Source organism: Methanococcus maripaludis (assembly GCF_013760955.1).
Lineage (GTDB): Archaea > AGJL01 > Methanococci > Methanococcales > Methanococcaceae > Methanococcus > Methanococcus maripaludis_A.
In genome coordinates this window covers 312,639-328,510 of sequence record NZ_JACDUL010000003.1, presented here as the reverse complement: position 1 = coordinate 328,510, position 15,872 = coordinate 312,639, and the positions used below count along the sequence as shown (strand labels likewise).

At 34.9% G+C, this 15,872-nt stretch carries 13 protein-coding genes; 10 read left to right on the top strand and 3 right to left on the bottom strand.

Annotated features, from left to right (window positions below; translation table 11 throughout):
• Positions 1 to 12: 12 nt before the first annotated feature.
• The 4 genes from HNP90_RS07005 to ilvE all read left to right on the top strand — a co-directional run bounded on the left by HNP90_RS07005 (position 13) and on the right by ilvE (position 3,722).
• On the top strand, positions 13 to 669 hold the full coding sequence (locus tag HNP90_RS07005) for a histidinol phosphate phosphatase domain-containing protein (protein ID WP_048060434.1): 657 nt from the start codon (positions 13 to 15) through the stop codon (positions 667 to 669).
• Positions 670 to 683: 14 nt separating this feature from the next.
• Positions 684 to 1,529, top strand: coding sequence for a fumarate hydratase (locus HNP90_RS07000; protein WP_011977507.1), 846 nt, complete (start codon positions 684 to 686; stop codon positions 1,527 to 1,529).
• Positions 1,530 to 1,654: 125 nt separating this feature from the next.
• Entirely contained in the window at positions 1,655 to 2,809 is a 1,155-nt protein-coding gene (mfnA, locus tag HNP90_RS06995; RefSeq protein WP_011977508.1) for a tyrosine decarboxylase MfnA, read from the top strand.
• 49 nt (positions 2,810 to 2,858) lie between these two features.
• Complete coding sequence (ilvE, locus tag HNP90_RS06990; protein WP_011977509.1) at positions 2,859 to 3,722, top strand: branched-chain-amino-acid transaminase; 864 nt, start codon at positions 2,859 to 2,861, stop codon at positions 3,720 to 3,722.
• A gap of 72 nt (positions 3,723 to 3,794) precedes the next feature.
• Here the strand turns inward: ilvE and guaB are convergent, their stop codons facing one another.
• Positions 3,795 to 5,297 carry an IMP dehydrogenase gene (guaB, locus tag HNP90_RS06985; protein ID WP_011977510.1) on the bottom strand — a complete coding sequence of 501 codons (1,503 nt, stop codon included), beginning with the start codon at positions 5,295 to 5,297 and terminating at the stop codon, positions 3,795 to 3,797.
• Between the two features lie 49 nt (positions 5,298 to 5,346).
• Here guaB and HNP90_RS06980 point away from each other — a divergent pair, with 49 nt between their 5' ends.
• The 6 genes from HNP90_RS06980 (at position 5,347) to HNP90_RS06955 (ending at position 12,599) form a co-directional block, all read left to right on the top strand.
• Entirely contained in the window at positions 5,347 to 5,685 is a 339-nt protein-coding gene (locus HNP90_RS06980) for an Sjogren's syndrome/scleroderma autoantigen 1 family protein (protein WP_011977511.1), read from the top strand.
• Between the two features lie 282 nt (positions 5,686 to 5,967).
• On the top strand, positions 5,968 to 7,182 hold the full coding sequence (gene thrC, locus HNP90_RS06975) for a threonine synthase (protein WP_011977512.1): 1,215 nt from the start codon (positions 5,968 to 5,970) through the stop codon (positions 7,180 to 7,182).
• A 16-nt stretch (positions 7,183 to 7,198) separates the two neighbouring features.
• Complete coding sequence (locus HNP90_RS06970; RefSeq protein WP_011977513.1) at positions 7,199 to 7,702, top strand: 3-isopropylmalate dehydratase small subunit; 504 nt, start codon at positions 7,199 to 7,201, stop codon at positions 7,700 to 7,702.
• Positions 7,703 to 7,769: 67 nt separating this feature from the next.
• Positions 7,770 to 8,777 carry a deoxyhypusine synthase gene (locus HNP90_RS06965; protein ID WP_011977514.1) on the top strand — a complete coding sequence of 336 codons (1,008 nt, stop codon included), beginning with the start codon at positions 7,770 to 7,772 and terminating at the stop codon, positions 8,775 to 8,777.
• 640 nt (positions 8,778 to 9,417) lie between these two features.
• On the top strand, positions 9,418 to 11,448 hold the full coding sequence (locus HNP90_RS06960; protein ID WP_011977515.1) for a formate dehydrogenase H subunit alpha, selenocysteine-containing: 2,031 nt from the start codon (positions 9,418 to 9,420) through the stop codon (positions 11,446 to 11,448).
• A gap of 23 nt (positions 11,449 to 11,471) precedes the next feature.
• Positions 11,472 to 12,599 carry a Coenzyme F420 hydrogenase/dehydrogenase, beta subunit C-terminal domain gene (locus HNP90_RS06955; RefSeq protein ID WP_011977516.1) on the top strand — a complete coding sequence of 376 codons (1,128 nt, stop codon included), beginning with the start codon at positions 11,472 to 11,474 and terminating at the stop codon, positions 12,597 to 12,599.
• Positions 12,600 to 12,645: 46 nt separating this feature from the next.
• Here HNP90_RS06955 and hypF read toward each other — a convergent pair whose 3' ends face one another.
• A complete protein-coding gene (gene hypF / locus HNP90_RS06950) occupies positions 12,646 to 14,955 on the bottom strand; it encodes a carbamoyltransferase HypF (RefSeq protein WP_011977517.1) in 2,310 nt (769 codons plus the stop codon).
• A 44-nt stretch (positions 14,956 to 14,999) separates the two neighbouring features.
• On the bottom strand, positions 15,000 to 15,872 hold the full coding sequence (locus HNP90_RS06945; protein WP_011977518.1) for a topoisomerase DNA-binding C4 zinc finger domain-containing protein: 873 nt from the start codon (positions 15,870 to 15,872) through the stop codon (positions 15,000 to 15,002).

The following is a 15,872-nucleotide window of genomic DNA, read 5'->3' as shown; positions in this document are numbered from 1 at the left end:
TTTGGTGATATTTTGAGGTACGACTTTCACACCCACACGATATTCAGTGATGGGGAACTTATTCCTTCAGAATTGGTAAGAAGGGCTATTGTATTGGAACACAGGGCAATAGGAATAACCGATCACGCAGATGCAAGTAATTACAAGGAATTAATCGAAAAAAATACTTTAGCAAAAGAAGAACTTTCAAACTACTGGGGCGATATTGAGATTGTTGTGGGTGTTGAATTAACACACATTCCACCAAAATCAATCCCAAAAATGGCCAGAAAATGTAAAGATGAGGGTGCAGAAATTGTTTTAGTTCACGGAGAAACACCAGTTGAGCCTGTGGCGGAAAAAACAAATTATTACGCATCATCTTCAGAAGATGTGGATATTTTAGCACACCCTGGATTAATTGACATCGAAACTGCACAAAATGCTCTTGAAAATAATATATTTTTTGAAATAACATCTAGAAAAGGCCACTCACTTACAAACGGTCACGTAGTGTCTGTTGCAAGGGAATTAAAAATTCCAATGGTTATAAATACAGATACGCACGCTCCAAGCGATTTAATAACCTATGAATTTGCAAGAAAAGTGGGACTTGGTGCAGGAATGTCATTTAGGGAACTTGAAAATTCATTAACAACAAATCCGTTAGAAATTTTAAAAAGGATATAATTATTGGTGTTTTTATGGGTAATATTTCAGAAATAGTTGTCGAATTATTTAAAGAAGCCTCAATTTATCTTCCAGATGATGTAAAATCCAAATTAAAACACGCTGAAGAAATAGAGCATGGTGCATGTAAGGGTATATTAAAAGCAATCGAATTAAACAATAAAATTGCAGAAGAAAAACAGATCCCGCTTTGTCAGGATACTGGGGTTCCAGTTATTTTTTTGAAAATTGGAACTGGAATTTCAAGTGAAAAAATAATTGAAATACTTAAAGAAATTGAAAACGGCGTAAAAAAAGCAACAGCCGAGGTTCCACTTAGGCCAAACGTTGTAAATCCGATTACAAGGGAAAATTTGGGTACAAATACAGGAATGGGGGCACCATTTATAAATTTTGAATTTAGTGAAAATTTGAATAATGAAATCGAAATATCCGTATTTCCAAAAGGCGCAGGAAGCGAAAACATGAGCGCTTTAAAGATGCTGACCCCTTCTGAAGGTTTAAATGGAATAAAAAAATTTATACTCGAAACAATTGCAAATGCGGGCGGTAAACCATGCCCTCCAATCGTATTGGGTGTAGGAATAGGTGGAACTGCGGATATTTCATTAAAACTCGCTAAAAAAGCTCTTTTAAGGGATCTTGGAACTAGACATCCTGAAAAAATAATCGGAAATCTGGAAAAAGAATTACTGGACAAGATAAATCAGCTGGGAATCGGTGCAATGGGGCTTGGTGGAAAAATAACTGCCTTAGATGTGTTCATTGAGGTAAATGGATGTCATACTGCATCTTTACCTGTTGGAATCTGCATTCAATGCTGGGCTGACAGAAAAGCAAAAAGAAAAATAAAATTGTAAATATTTACAAAAATCTCTTTTTTAAATAGTTGAATTAACTGATTAGATGTGATTTTAAAATTACAATAATTTTATAAACAATTAAAATTAACAGAAATTAGAAAATCTTTACTGGTAGATTACTGATGGACGAACAGGATATTTTAAAGGAATTACGAAAATATAGGAGCCAGGATTTAAAATATGAAGAAGGCTACATTTTAGGCTCAATGTGCACAAAACCACACCCAATGGCTCGAAAAATTTCAGAAATGTTTTTTGAAACAAATTTGGGGGACCCAGGATTATTCAAAGGTACTTCAAAGCTAGAAAAAGAAGTAGTTTCAATGCTCGGCGGTATTTTGCATAATAATAACGCTTTTGGATATATTATTTCTGGTGGAACGGAAGCAAACCTCACGGCAATGAGGGCATTTAAAAATATCTCAAAATCAAAAGATAAACAGCAAAATATTATAATTCCTGAAACTGCACACTTTTCTTTTGATAAAGCAAGAGATATGATGGATTTAAACGTTGTAAGGCCCCCTTTAACGGAATATTTTACAATGGATGTAAAATTCATTCGAGATTATATTGAAGACTCTAAAAACGAAATTTCTGGGATTGTCGGGATTGCAGGATGTACTGAACTTGGATCAATCGATAATATCTATGAATTATCCAAAATTGCGGTTGAAAACGATATTTTGCTCCACGTGGATGCTGCATTTGGCGGTTTTGTAATTCCATTTTTGGACGATAAATACAAATTAAAAGGCTATAATTACGATTTTGATTTTTCACTGAACGGAGTTTCTTCAATTACCATAGATCCGCACAAGATGGGACTTGCTCCAATTTCTGCGGGAGGAATTTTATTTAAGAACAATACCTTTAAAAACTATCTGGATGTTGATGCCCCGTATTTAACTGAAAAACAGCAGGCAACATTAATTGGAACTAGATCTGGAGTTGGAGTCGCGTCCACTTGGGGAATTATGAAATTACTTGGAATTGATGGATACAAAAAACTTGTAAACGAATCGATGGAAAAAACAATGCATTTGGTAAAAAAAGCCAGAGAATATGGTTTTGAAACTGCAATCGATCCAGTAATGAATATTGTTGCACTAAAAGACGAAGATAAACACGATACCTGTATGAAATTGCGAGAAGAGAACTGGTACGTTTCAGTTTGTAGGTGTGTCGAAGCATTGAGAATTGTTGTAATGCCGCATCTTGAAATCGAGCATATCGATGGATTTTTGGAAAGCCTTTCAAATACAAAAAAATATTAAGAATTAAAATCTAATCTGCATTAAACGTATTTTTGATGGTGGTTTAATCATGAAAATTTATCTCGATGGAAAATTCGTAGAAAAAGAAGATGCGAAAGTATCAGTATATGACCACGGATTGCTTTATGGTGACGGGGTTTTTGAAGGAATCAGGGCATATGATGGAGTAGTATTTAAATTAGAAGAACATATCGAACGTTTATATGACTCAGCAGATTCGCTTGCAATGAAAATACCTGTTTCAAAAGTAGAAATGGAAGAAATCGTTATTGAAACGTTAAAGGCAAATGAATTAAAAGATGCTTATATAAGGCTCGTAGTTACAAGGGGAGTCGGGGATTTAGGACTCGATCCAAGAAAATGTCCAAAAGCAACAATTTTTTGTATTGCAGAATCCATGAAACCGCTTCTTGGAGAAGACGGAATAAAAGTTATAACCTCCTCGATAAGAAGGTTGCCTGTTGATGTTTTAAACCCTGCAGTAAAATCCTTAAATTACCTAAACAGCATTTTAGCAAAAATCCAGGCAAATTATGCTGGAGTTCAGGAAGCTTTTTTACTTGATAGCGAAGGATACGTTGCAGAAGGAACTGGGGACAACATATTCGTTATTAAAAATGGGAAAATAAAAACACCGCCTCTTTCTTCAAGTGTTTTAAAAGGAATTACAAGAGATACGGTTGTAGATCTTGCAAAAGAAGCAGGATATTCAATTTTCGAAGAAAAAATGACATTACACGATTTATTCGTTGCAGATGAGATATTTATCACTGGAACCGCAGCAGAATTAATCCACGTAGTTGAACTTGATGGAAGAATAATTAACAACGGAAAATTAGGCCCAGTTACAAAAGATTTAAGCGACAGATTCAAAGAAATAAGGTCAAAAATCGGTAAAAAGTATATCGAGTAATATTTAATTTTTTTAAATTATTTTAAAAATATTTTAAACTTTTTTTAAATAAATAAAAAATAAAAAAGAGATTTATCTTTCAGTATTTATCGGATAGTTTGGAGCTTCGTTCGTGATCAAAACATCGTGAGGGTGGCTTTCTTTTTGACCACTTTGGGTGATTATAACAAATCTTGCCCTTTCGTGCATTTCAGAAAGGTTCTGTGCACCGCAGTATCCCATGGATGATCTCAAACCACCAACGAGCTGGAATATAATGTCGCTTGTAGGCCCTTTGTATGGAACTGCACCTTCAATTCCTTCAGGTACAAGTTTTGAGTGTTTCATGTGTCCGCTCTGGAAATACCTGTCTGCAACGTTTCCAGAACTTCCGCACATTGCACCAAGGGAGCCCATTCCTCTGTATTGTTTGTATTTTCTTCCGTTGATGGTCATTAATAATCCTGGAGCTTCTTCAGTACCTGCTAAAAGACTTCCAACCATTACGGCATCTGCACCAGCTGCAATTGCTTTTGCAATGTCACCACTGTATTTTATACCGCCATCTGCAATTACTGGAACACCGTGCTTTTTAGCAACTTCTGCAACTTCTGCAATTGCAGTTAACTGTGGAACTCCAACTCCTGCGACAACTCTTGTTGTACATATTGAACCAGGCCCAATTCCAACTTTAATCGCATCTGCACCAGCGTTAATTAAATCTTCTGCAGCTTCTTTTGTTGCAATATTTCCAACGAATAATTTTGTTTTGGATCCTTTCAAAATTTCTTTTAATTTTTTAACGTTTTCTACGACCTGCATATTGTGTGCGTGTGCACAGTCAATTGCAATTGCGTCAACGCCAGCTAAAAGCAATGCTTCAGCCCTTTCAAAGTCGCTTGGACCACAAGCTGCTGCAACAACGAGTTTTCCATCACTATCCCTTGCTGCATCAGGGTATTTTTTCCTTTTTAAGATATCTCTTAAAGTAACCATTCCAAGCAATTCTCTCGTGTTTTTATCCAAAATAGGAAGTCTTTCAATTTTGTTTTCGTAAAGTCTATTTAAAATTTCTTCGTAAGGTGTATCTTCGTGTACGTGGAGTACGTCCTTAGTCATAACTGTTTCTACAGCTACCTGTTTATCCGGAACGAATTTTAAATCCCTTGTAGTTAGAATTCCGACAAGAGTTTTGTTCTCGCAAACTACTGGAAGACCGCTTACGTTGTATTCGTACATTATTCTTTCAGCTTCTAAAACAGTACTGGATGGGGTAACCGTCACAACATCCCTAATTACAAGATTTTCTGCCATTTTAACAGCTCTGATGTGTTTCAGCTGTTCTTCAACAGTCATGTTTCTGTGGATTACTGCAATTCCCCCCCTTCTTGCAAGAGCAATTGCTAAATCTTTTTCAGAAACTGTGTCCATTGCAGCAGAAATAATTGGGATGTTGAGCTTTAAGCCTACAATATCAATAGAAACGTCCGTAGTTTTTGGATCAACATAGGACTTGTTTGGAACCAATAATACATCGTCAAAAGTGTAGGCTCTTTGAGCACTAACTATTTTATCTAAAAACAAAATAACCACCATTACCTTTTTTTGTATATTATTTTAATTAATATATAAATTTGGTGGTAACGTGGATGAAATCGGTATTGCTTCAAAAGAGCTTGCAAAGGGGGCAAAAATGCTCGGAAAACACTGCAGTTCATGTGGGTTTCCAATATTTGAAAAAGACGGTGTAGAGTACTGCCCAAACTGCAACGCTCCTAAAATCGAAATTAAAGAGTATTCAGAAGATTCGAAAAAAGAAGTAAAAATAACGTCTGAAAATTCAAAAAATGAATATAAATTAAGGATAATCGATAGAAAAATCGAGTATTTATTTTCAAAATTGGATTCAGAAGAAGAAATTGGTAGAATTAATGAAATAACTTCGTCAATTAAAACACTATTAAAAATAAAAAAATATCTGTAATGGTGGAAAGAAAAAAAGCTTTCCAATGAAAATAGAACTTATCCAAGATGCACAATATCTACAATGGTTTGATATCAATTGGTGGCATGATAGTTACAAGATTATGTTCCCCAATTTCCTTATTCGATTATTAGTATTTATGATTTATGCTATTAACTTTTCTAAATCGAAAGTTTTCAAGATTTTTAAGGTATCGATAATCAATTCTGAAGTTCTTATTTAGTGATACATTTATATTTTATAATTCGATAGTGGTATTCAATCAAAATAACAAGTGAGAATATGATTCAAAAATGCAGAGTATGCGGAAAAGAATACGATGTTGACACCATAATTTACAACTGTGAATGCGGTGGATTACTCGAAATTAAATACGATTTTGAAAGCATCAAAGAAAAAGTTTCAAAAGAGTCCTTAAGGGAAAGAGAACTCGGTGTATGGAGATATTTAGACTATTTACCTGTTAAAGATCCTGCAAAAATTGTAAGCCTTCACGAAGGTGGAACGCCTCTTTATAAATGTGAAAATCTCGCAAAAAAATTGGGATTAAACGAATTATTTGTTAAAAACGAAGGTGCAAACCCAACAGGAAGTTTCAAGGATCGGGGAATGACTGTAGGAGTTACAAGAGCAAATGAACTCGGTGTTGAAACAGTGGGTTGTGCTTCAACAGGAAACACGTCTGCATCACTTGCAGCGTACTCTGCAAGAGCAGGTAAGAAATGTATCGTTCTCCTTCCGGGAGGAAAAGTAGCTCTTGGAAAACTTGCTCAAGCAATGTTTTACGGTGCAAAAGTTATTCAAATCAACGGAAACTTTGATGAAGCTCTTGTAATGGTTAAAAACCTTGCATTAGAAAACAAACTCTACTTATTAAACTCTGTAAACCCATTCAGACTTGAAGGTCAGAAAACAATTGGTTTTGAAATCTGCGACCAGTTAGACTTTGAAGTTCCAGATATGGTAATTTTACCTGTCGGAAATGCTGGAAACATCAGCGCAATCTGGAAAGGATTTAAAGAATTCAAAGAAACAGGAATGATTGACAAGTTACCAAAAATGACTGGAATTCAGGCAGAAGGGGCACAGCCAATCGTAAAAGCAATAAAAGAAGGGCTTGAAGAAATAGTTCCTGATGAACACCCTGAAACAATCGCAACTGCAATTAGAATCGGAAACCCCGTAAATGCTGCAAAAGCGCTTGAAGCAATCAAATCTTCAGGCGGGCTTGCAGAAAGTGTAACCGATGAAGAAATTATTGAAGCTCAGAAACTTCTCGCACAAACAGAAGGAATTTTCGTAGAACCTGCTTCAGCTTCATCAATCGCAGGTCTTATCAAGTTAATAAACATGGGATTGATTGACAAAGAGCAAAAAATCGTATGTATTACAACAGGTAACGGATTAAAAGATCCCGATGCTGCAATCAAAGCAAGTACAATGCCTACAGAAATTGAATGTGACATGGAAGTACTCAGAAAAGCAATAGAAGAATAATTAAATTGGTGGAATTATGAAAAAGACTGTCGAAGGCAAAACATGGGTTTTTGGGGATAATATCGATACTGATGCGATATTACCTGCAAGATACCTTGTATACACTACCGAAGAACAGCTTGCAAAATACGCAATGACTGGAACCGACCCAGAATTCCCGGAAAAAGCTACTGTTGGCGATATAATCGTTGGCGGCAAGAATTTCGGTTGTGGAAGTTCAAGAGAACACGCCCCAATTGGTTTGAAAGGTTTAGGAATATCAATGGTTATTGCAGAAAGTTTTGCAAGAATCTTTTACAGAAATTCCATCAATATTGGATTTCCATTATTGGAATGTAAAGATATTTCAAAACACGTGAAAGAAGGCGACGTTTTAAGAGTGGACCTTGATAAAGGCACTATTAAAAACGTTACAACAGGCGATGAATTAACTGGCCAAAATCTTCCAGATTTCATGATGGAAATCTTAAACAATGGTGGGTTAATGCCACACTTGAAGAAAAAGATTTCAAAAGCTTAAATTTTTTTATTTAATTTTTATTTAATTTTTATTTTATTATTTTTTACATTATTTTTCGGTGATTTTTATGTCAGATCCAAAAAATGTAGTTTTTAAGGAAAGCGAGGATTTAAACGGTGTTTTTATCGAAGGACCCGATTTTGATAAGACTATCGATTTAAAAGACGTTTTAACAGATTATTATGAAAAAATAGGTTTTCAAGCAACGCACCTTGGAAAAGCAGTTAAAATCTGGAAACAAATTGAAGATATCCGTAAAAACGAAGAACTGGTCGTTTTTATGGGATATACTTCAAACATGGTGTCGTCAGGTCTTAGGGAAATTATATCTTACCTTGTAAAGCACAAAAAAGTTGATGTGCTTGTTACCACTGCCGGTGGAATCGAAGAAGACTTTATAAAATGCATAAAACCGTTTGTTCTTGGAGAATGGGACATGGCAGGTTCAGATCTTCGAGAAAAAGGAATAAACCGGATTGGAAATGTATACGTTCCAAATGATAGGTACATTGAATTTGAAACATACATGACCAGATTTTTTGAAATCCTTTCTAAAAAACAGCAAGATGAACATAAAATAATAAGTGCAAGCGAGTTTTGTTTCGAACTTGGAAGATTCATGGACGAAAATTTAGGCGAAGAAAAAGAAAAATCAATTATCTACTGGGCATATGTAAACAAAATACCGATATTCTGCCCCGCAATTACTGACGGGTCAATTGGAGATATGCTCTACTTCTTTAAAAAGAATGAGAATGAAACTGATTTAAAAATTGACGTTGCAAGCGATATCGTGAAATTAAACGATATGGCAATCGATGCAAATAAAACAGCATGCATCGTTTTAGGCGGCTCACTTCCAAAACACAGCATAATAAATGCAAATCTATTCCGGGAGGGAACTGATTATGCGATATACATTACAACCGCGGTTCCATGGGATGGTTCATTAAGCGGTGCACCTCCAGAAGAAGGTGTTTCGTGGGGTAAAATCCAAGAAAAAGCAGACTTCGTTGAGATATGGGCAGACGCAACGCTCGTATTTCCTATGCTCGTTTATGGGGTATTTAAATAAGAATGACAAAAATATCATTTTAAATTTTTTTAAAGTTTTTGAAAAAAGCTCTTTTAAAAGGATATAAAGAAAAGATATTTCTTGATATCTCTCTATTGTTGGGACAAATATTTTGGGTGATCTTTAAAAGTGGAATATGAATGTCACTTTTTAAGATGTGCAACTATCGCACATTACAATATGGAGTTCCAGTAATATATATAAGTTACTATATGGATCGAGGTAATGAATATATAAAAGACCACTCTACGAAATATCAAAAATAAATATTTTTTTATATTTTTATTATTTAACAAGTTTTATGTTCTATTTTTCGTTTTTAATGGTTTTATGTAGAAGTTAACTGATTTGGAATATTTTTTAACGAATAATAATTACGTATTAATAATTTCTAATTACATAAAATCGATAAGTAATTATATGTAGTAAACCTATATGTGAAGGTGTGGCCCCACAAGACCACAATATTCACAATGGAACAAGCGAAATTTTTGAGATTAATTTTTACATTTTTCTCAAAAAATATTTTTAAATTAATTTTTAACTTTGAATTTATGATTCACAGACTTTTAAATTTTTAATTTAGTCAGGATTTTAAATTTACGGTTAAAATATTTATAACAAATCAAAAGGTGGATAAATGACCGAATTTAAGGTTGTTCATACCATATGCCCCTACTGCGGTACGGGTTGTGGTATTGACCTCGTAGTTAAGGACGGTAAAGTAGTAGATTCCCACCCTTTCAAAAGACACCCTGTAAACGAGGGTAAGGTCTGTATAAAAGGTAATTACTGTTATGAATTCGTTCATAGCGAAGATAGGCTAACAAAACCACTCATCAAAAAGAATGGGGAGTTTATTGAAGCTACGTGGGATGAAGCATTAAGTCTTATTGCAGGAAAATTAAAACAATATTCTCCTGACGAAGTAGCATTCTTTTCATGTGCTAGGGGCACTAATGAAGAAAGCTATGCTTTGCAGAAATTTGCAAGAACAGTACTGAAAACGAACAACGTAGATCACTGTGCTAGGATATGACACGCGCCAACGGTTGTAGGTCTTGGAGAATGTTTTGGGTCAGGTGCAATGACCAATTCAATCACTGATTTAGCACAAGCAGATGTACTGCTTATCTACGGTTCCAATACTTTTGAAGCTCACCCTTTAATAGCAAGAAGTATTGTAAAAGCCAAAGAAAACGGAACAAAAATAATTGCAATTGATCCAAGAACAACGCACACTGCAAAAATGGCAGATTTGCATTTAAAACTTATGCCTGGATCAAACATTGATTTAATAAATACTATCACGAATGTCATTATCCAAGAAGGACTGGCTGATGAAGAATTTATTAAAAACAGAACTGAAGGCTACGACGAACTAAAAGAAGTAGTTTCAAAATACACTCCAGAAAAAACAGCAGAAATTTCAGGAATTCCTGCAGAAACAATAATTGAAGCAGCAAGATTGTACGGCGGTGCAAAAAATGCGGCTATAATGTACTGTTTGGGTGTTACCGAATATACCTTTGGTGTGGACAACGTTAAATCATGCTGTAACCTTGCAATGGTTACTGGAAACCTTGGAAGACCTGGAACTGGTGTAAATCCATTAAGAGGCCAGAATAACGTTCAAGGTGCATGTGACATGGGTGCACTTCCAAACGTATTCCCTGGATACCAGAAAGTTGGGGAGACTTATGAAAGACTCGAAGAGTTATGGGAAACAGCAGATTTAAACCGGGAAATTGGATTAACAAGTCCTGAAGTATTACACGAAGCCGGAAAACAGATAAAATACCTCCACATTGTTGGGGAGGACCCAATGATTGCTGATGCAGATATAAACCACGTTGAAAAAGCTTTAAAAAGTCTGGATCTATTTGTGGTTCAAGATATATTCTTAACTGAAACTGCAAAACTCGCCGATGTTGTACTTCCTGCAGCTTGCTGGGCTGAAAAAGACGGAACATTTACAAATTCCGAAAGAAGAGTACAAAGAATTAGAAAAGCAGTGGACGCACCAGGGGAAGCGCTTCCAGACTGGCTCATCGTTCGAAAACTTGCCGAAAAAATGGGCGCTGGTGAAAAACTCAATTTCGAAAGTGCATCAGAAATATTCGATGAAATGGCAAAAGTTATTCCGCAATATGCAGGAATGTCTTTTGAAAGACTCGGTATCGATGGACTTCAGTGGCCATGTAAAACTCCAGAAGACCCTGGAACACCGATCCTCCACAAAGAAAAATTCTTAAGGCCAAACGGACTCGGTAAATTTGTTCCAGTTGAACACAAAGATGCTGACGAGCTCACAGATGAAGAATACCCACTTATACTCACTACTGGAAGGATAATATTCCACTACAACTCTGGAACCATGACCAGAAGGTGTGAAAGTATCACAAACGAAATTGACGAAAATTTCATTGAGATAAACACCGAAGATGCCAAAAACTTAGGGATAAAGGCAGGAGAAAAAGTTAGAGTTTCTTCAAGAAGAGGAACTGTAAATGCGAATGCTAGAGTAACTGAAAACGTCATAAAAGGAGTAGTTTACATGTCATTCCACTTTTTAGAGGAAGCAACAAACAAACTAACAAATTCCGCATATGATCCTGTATCAAAAACCGCAGAACTCAAAATATGTGCCGTTAATGTTGAAAAAATTTAATAATTATTTTTGAGGTGATTTAAATGAGCTATTATTTAGTTCAGTCAACGGACGAAGATATTTTAAAGCATGCGGAATGTGGTGGGGCAGTTACTGCATTTTTCAAGTACCTTCTTGATAAAAAACTGGTTGATGGAGTTTTAGCACTTAAAAAAGGAGAAGACGTATATGACGGACTTCCCTATTTAGTTACTGATTCAAAAGAACTGGTTGAAACTTGCGGTTCACTTCACTGTGCTCCAACAATGTTTGGAAAAATGATAAGCAAGCACTTAAAAGATATGAATCTTGCAGTATCTGTAAAGCCATGTGACGCAATGTCCATAATAGAACTCGAAAAAAGACATCAAATTGACAAAGACAAGATATACACAATTGGATTGAATTGTGGTGGGACAGTACCTCCACAAACTGCAAAAAAGATGATTGAACTATTTTATGATGTAGATCCAAGAGATGTAATCAAAGAAGAAATCGATAAAGGTAAATTCATAATTGAATTAAAAGATGGAAGCGAAAAATCCGTTAAAATCGATGAACTCGAAGAAGAAGGATATGGAAGAAGATCAAACTGTCAAAGATGCGAATTAAAAGTTCCAAGAAATGCAGACCTCGCTTGCGGAAACTGGGGTGCTGAAAAAGGATGGACTTTTGTTGAAGTTAGTTCTGAAAAAGGAGAAGAATTACTTAAAAATGCGCAAAAAGAAGGCTACATAAATGTTAAAGCACCTTCTGAAAAAGCGCTTGAAATTAGGGGAAAAATCGAGAAATCAATGATCAATCTCGGTAAAAAATTCCAAAAAGAACATTTGGATGAAAAATACCCTTCAAATGAAAAATGGAATGAATACTGGAGCAGATGTATAAAATGCTACGGTTGTAGGGATGTATGCCCGATATGCTTCTGTAAAGAATGTGCTTTAGGTGAAGATTATCTTGATAAGGGAACAATACCGCCTGATCCAGTAATGTTCCAGGGAATAAGGCTGTCACACATGAGTTTCAGCTGTATAAACTGCGGACAGTGTGAAGATGTATGTCCTGTGGAAATTCCACTATCAAAAATCTACCACAGAGCACAGCAAAGAATTCAAGAAACAACAGGTTTCGTGCCAGGAATTGATGACACAATGCCATTTTTATACAAATAAGATAGTTACAGGTAATGCCCTTTCTTTTTTCTTTTTTTTAAATAAATCAATTGGAATTTAAAAGATATCCGATAGCTTGGCCAAAGGAAATTCCGCCATCCCCATTTGGAATTCGCTCATGAATCAATGGTTTTAATGATTCTTTTTCAATTTTTTCAACAATTCGTTCAGAAATTATTTTGTTGTACGAAACTCCGCCAGTTATTCCGATATATTCAATACCTTGTTTTTTTGCAGTTTCAATTGCAATTTTTGATAGCCCGTCTGCAAGCGCAATATGAATGAAATACGCTATTTTTTCAATTTTTTCATTGTTATTCAACATTTCTAATGATTTAACGATCAAAGAAGTCGTATCGATTATATTATTTTCAATTTTAAGAGAATCTTCTACTAATGTTTCAATTTCCGAGATTTTTCCATTATATGCATTTGCAAGTGCTTCAAGCCTTATCGATGGCTCACCATCGTAAGTTCTCTCAAAACAAAGAGAAACAAGTGCAGAAATTGAATCCAGAATCCTGCCAGTTGAGGTAGTTTTTGAAACATTTATGTTTTTTTCAAGCTGGAATAATATCAATTTCAGTTCTTTTTCTGAAAAATAGTTATATCCTTTAATAATTTCAGAAACGTTTAGATTGGCTTTATGTAACACAGAAGCAAGCATTCTTAACGGATATTTTGATGCAAGATCGGCTCCAGGCTGAATTTGTTCTTCAAGGTGACCAGTTCTTTCAATTTTTCCATCTTTAAATAAAAATATCTCTCCACCCCAGATATTTCCATCGTTACCGTATCCAAGGCCGTCAATTGCAATTGTGACGTTATTTTCAAAAATATCTGAATCTCCCATTAATGAATAGCAGTGGCTTTCATGGTGTTGTATTTGGGTTACAGGAATTCCATACTTTTCTCCAAGTTCTTTTGCAAAAATCGTTGAATTAAAAGAAGGGTGCAAATCGCAGACTATTGTATCAATTTTGTTCGTGTTCGTGATTTTTATCAAATTTTCTACAGCTTCCTTTAAATAATTAAAAGTTTCGTATTTTCCAGTATTTCCAATATACTGCGTTAAATAAAACTTGTTATTTTTAACCAAACATGCAACCGAGTTTAATTCAGGGCCAAGAGCAAGAATGTTTTTGTTACTGTTTTTAATTGTTCCATAATTTACTTCAACAGGTTCTGGAGCAAAGCCTCTAGAACGCCTTAAAAGTTCCATTTTTCCATTTATTTCTTTTAAAACGCTGTCGTCACATCGATTTACAATTTTTCGGTTGTGGAGTAAAAAATAATCTGCAATATTTCCTAATTTTTCTAAAATCTGTTCATTGTCTATCGACATTGGAAGTCCGGGCATGTTTGCAGAAGTCATTATATATGCAATTTGGTCAGTATTTTCAAAAAGAAGGTGGTGAAGTCCGGAATAAGGGAGCATTACTCCAATGGTGTTTAGGTTTGAAACGTGTTTTGAAAAATATTTTCCATAAAGTTCATTTTTTTTCAGGGCAACAATTGGTTTTTTTGGAGATTTTATTGCATTTAATTCGTTTTCATCAATTTTTGAAAATAAATCTAAATATTCTTCTCGACTCATAATTGCAAAAGCTTGAGTTGGTCTGTTAAGTCTTTTTCGAAGTTCTAAAACAGTTTCATCGGAATTAATTGAACAAACGAGGTGAGTTCCACCAATCCCTTTAATTGCAAGGATTTTTCCATTTTCTAGGAATTTAACGGCATCAACAATGTCATTACTTACTATTTTTCCAGAATTGTTGGTTATAAAAAGTTCTGGACCGCAAAATTCACAGCAGGTGGCCTGAGCGTGGAATCTTCGATTTTCTGGACTTTTATATTCTTCGATACAGTTTTCACACAATGGAAAATCTTTCATTGACGTGTTTTCTCTATCATAAGGCAGTTTTTCAATGACAGTAAATCTTGGACCGCAGTTTGTGCATGCGGTGAATGCGTAATTTGATCTTCTGTCCGTTTTATCCATTATTTCTTTTAAACATTCATCACATATCGAAATATCGGGAGGAATAGTTCCTTCTTCTTCAATTTCGGAGTTTTCACTTAATGTTATTGTAAAATCGCTGTAAATTTCGTTTAAATTTTCATCTATATTTTTAATAGAAATGCTATCGATTTTTGATAGTGGCGGTTTTTCGAGTTTCAAATCTGATAAAAAAGCATCAATATTTTTCAATTCTCCAGAAACTACTATTTCAACGTAATTTCCCATGTTTTTGACATAACCTTGCATGTCGTTTTTTTTAGCAATTCTGTATACGAAAGGCCTAAAACCAACGCCCTGAACGATGCCTTTGACATCTATTCGTTTTGTAGTCATTGAAACGTCACCAAAATAAATCGATAATTAAAAAAAGAATTATTTTATTTTTTATTTAAAAATCGCCTGTAAAGGCATGTTGGATAAGAGGAGCAACCTAAAAATTCTCCTTTTTTGGTTCTTATGAGCCTTAATTTTTCCCCACACCAAGGACAGGTATTTTCGTCGTTATGTTTTTTCAACTCTTCTGCAAGCGAATATCCTGAAGTACAGAGCCTTTCACCATTGTATCTAACGACACTGTTTATCGTGTCAACGTAGATAAGGTAGTTTTCGAAAACTTCTGTATTTTCAAGGTCTATCGTTAAATCACAGTCTTCTTCAACGAAACCTTTTGTTAATTCCATCTGGGTTTTCAAAGGAAGTAACCAGTAGCCTTGACCGGAATAGTTGAATAATTTGCCTTTATATTTTAATCTGCCGATTAACCAGTTGTAATCTCTATCAGCAATATACTGAGCACTTTCTTCAACAGATTCAAAGACATTTCTATCTTTCATTCTTTCTAAAACTTCGATTGTATGTGCATCTCCTCTTTTGTACTCTTCAAGGAGCATACTTTTGAAAGTGTTTATAAATTCAGTTTTTCCTATTTTTATTCCGAGTAATAGGCCGTTAAATCCGTTTGCAACAACGTATTTTTCCTTTTCAACAATTGTATCCTTACAGAATCTGAAGTAAACTCTGGCATTTATGTATTTATTGCCGTTTTCTGAAGTTCCTTTTTTTAAAACGAAGTTTGTTCTGTAATTTTCAGTAAGCCCGTAGTAGAATACAGGTTTTTTACCATTCTTAAGTCCTACAATTGTAATCAGGTTTTCAGGAACCATCCAGTTTTGATTCCACGTTTTTCTACCCATTTCTGTCACATTAAAGTGAATATTACTTGTAAGGGTTTCAAATAATTCGTTTGACAT

Coding starts and splice junctions, on each gene's coding strand:
- HNP90_RS06955 (WP_011977516.1), top strand. CDS start 11,472: ATGAGCTATTATTTAGTTCAGTCAACGGACGAAGATATTTTAAAGCAT.
- HNP90_RS06965 (WP_011977514.1), top strand. CDS start 7,770: ATGTCAGATCCAAAAAATGTAGTTTTTAAGGAAAGCGAGGATTTAAAC.
- HNP90_RS07000 (WP_011977507.1), top strand. CDS start 684: ATGGGTAATATTTCAGAAATAGTTGTCGAATTATTTAAAGAAGCCTCA.
- guaB (WP_011977510.1), bottom strand. CDS start 5,297: ATGGTGGTTATTTTGTTTTTAGATAAAATAGTTAGTGCTCAAAGAGCC.
- ilvE (WP_011977509.1), top strand. CDS start 2,859: ATGAAAATTTATCTCGATGGAAAATTCGTAGAAAAAGAAGATGCGAAA.
- HNP90_RS06945 (WP_011977518.1), bottom strand. CDS start 15,872: ATGTCAAACGAATTATTTGAAACCCTTACAAGTAATATTCACTTTAAT.
- hypF (WP_011977517.1), bottom strand. CDS start 14,955: ATGACTACAAAACGAATAGATGTCAAAGGCATCGTTCAGGGCGTTGGT.
- thrC (WP_011977512.1), top strand. CDS start 5,968: ATGATTCAAAAATGCAGAGTATGCGGAAAAGAATACGATGTTGACACC.
- HNP90_RS06970 (WP_011977513.1), top strand. CDS start 7,199: ATGAAAAAGACTGTCGAAGGCAAAACATGGGTTTTTGGGGATAATATC.
- mfnA (WP_011977508.1), top strand. CDS start 1,655: ATGGACGAACAGGATATTTTAAAGGAATTACGAAAATATAGGAGCCAG.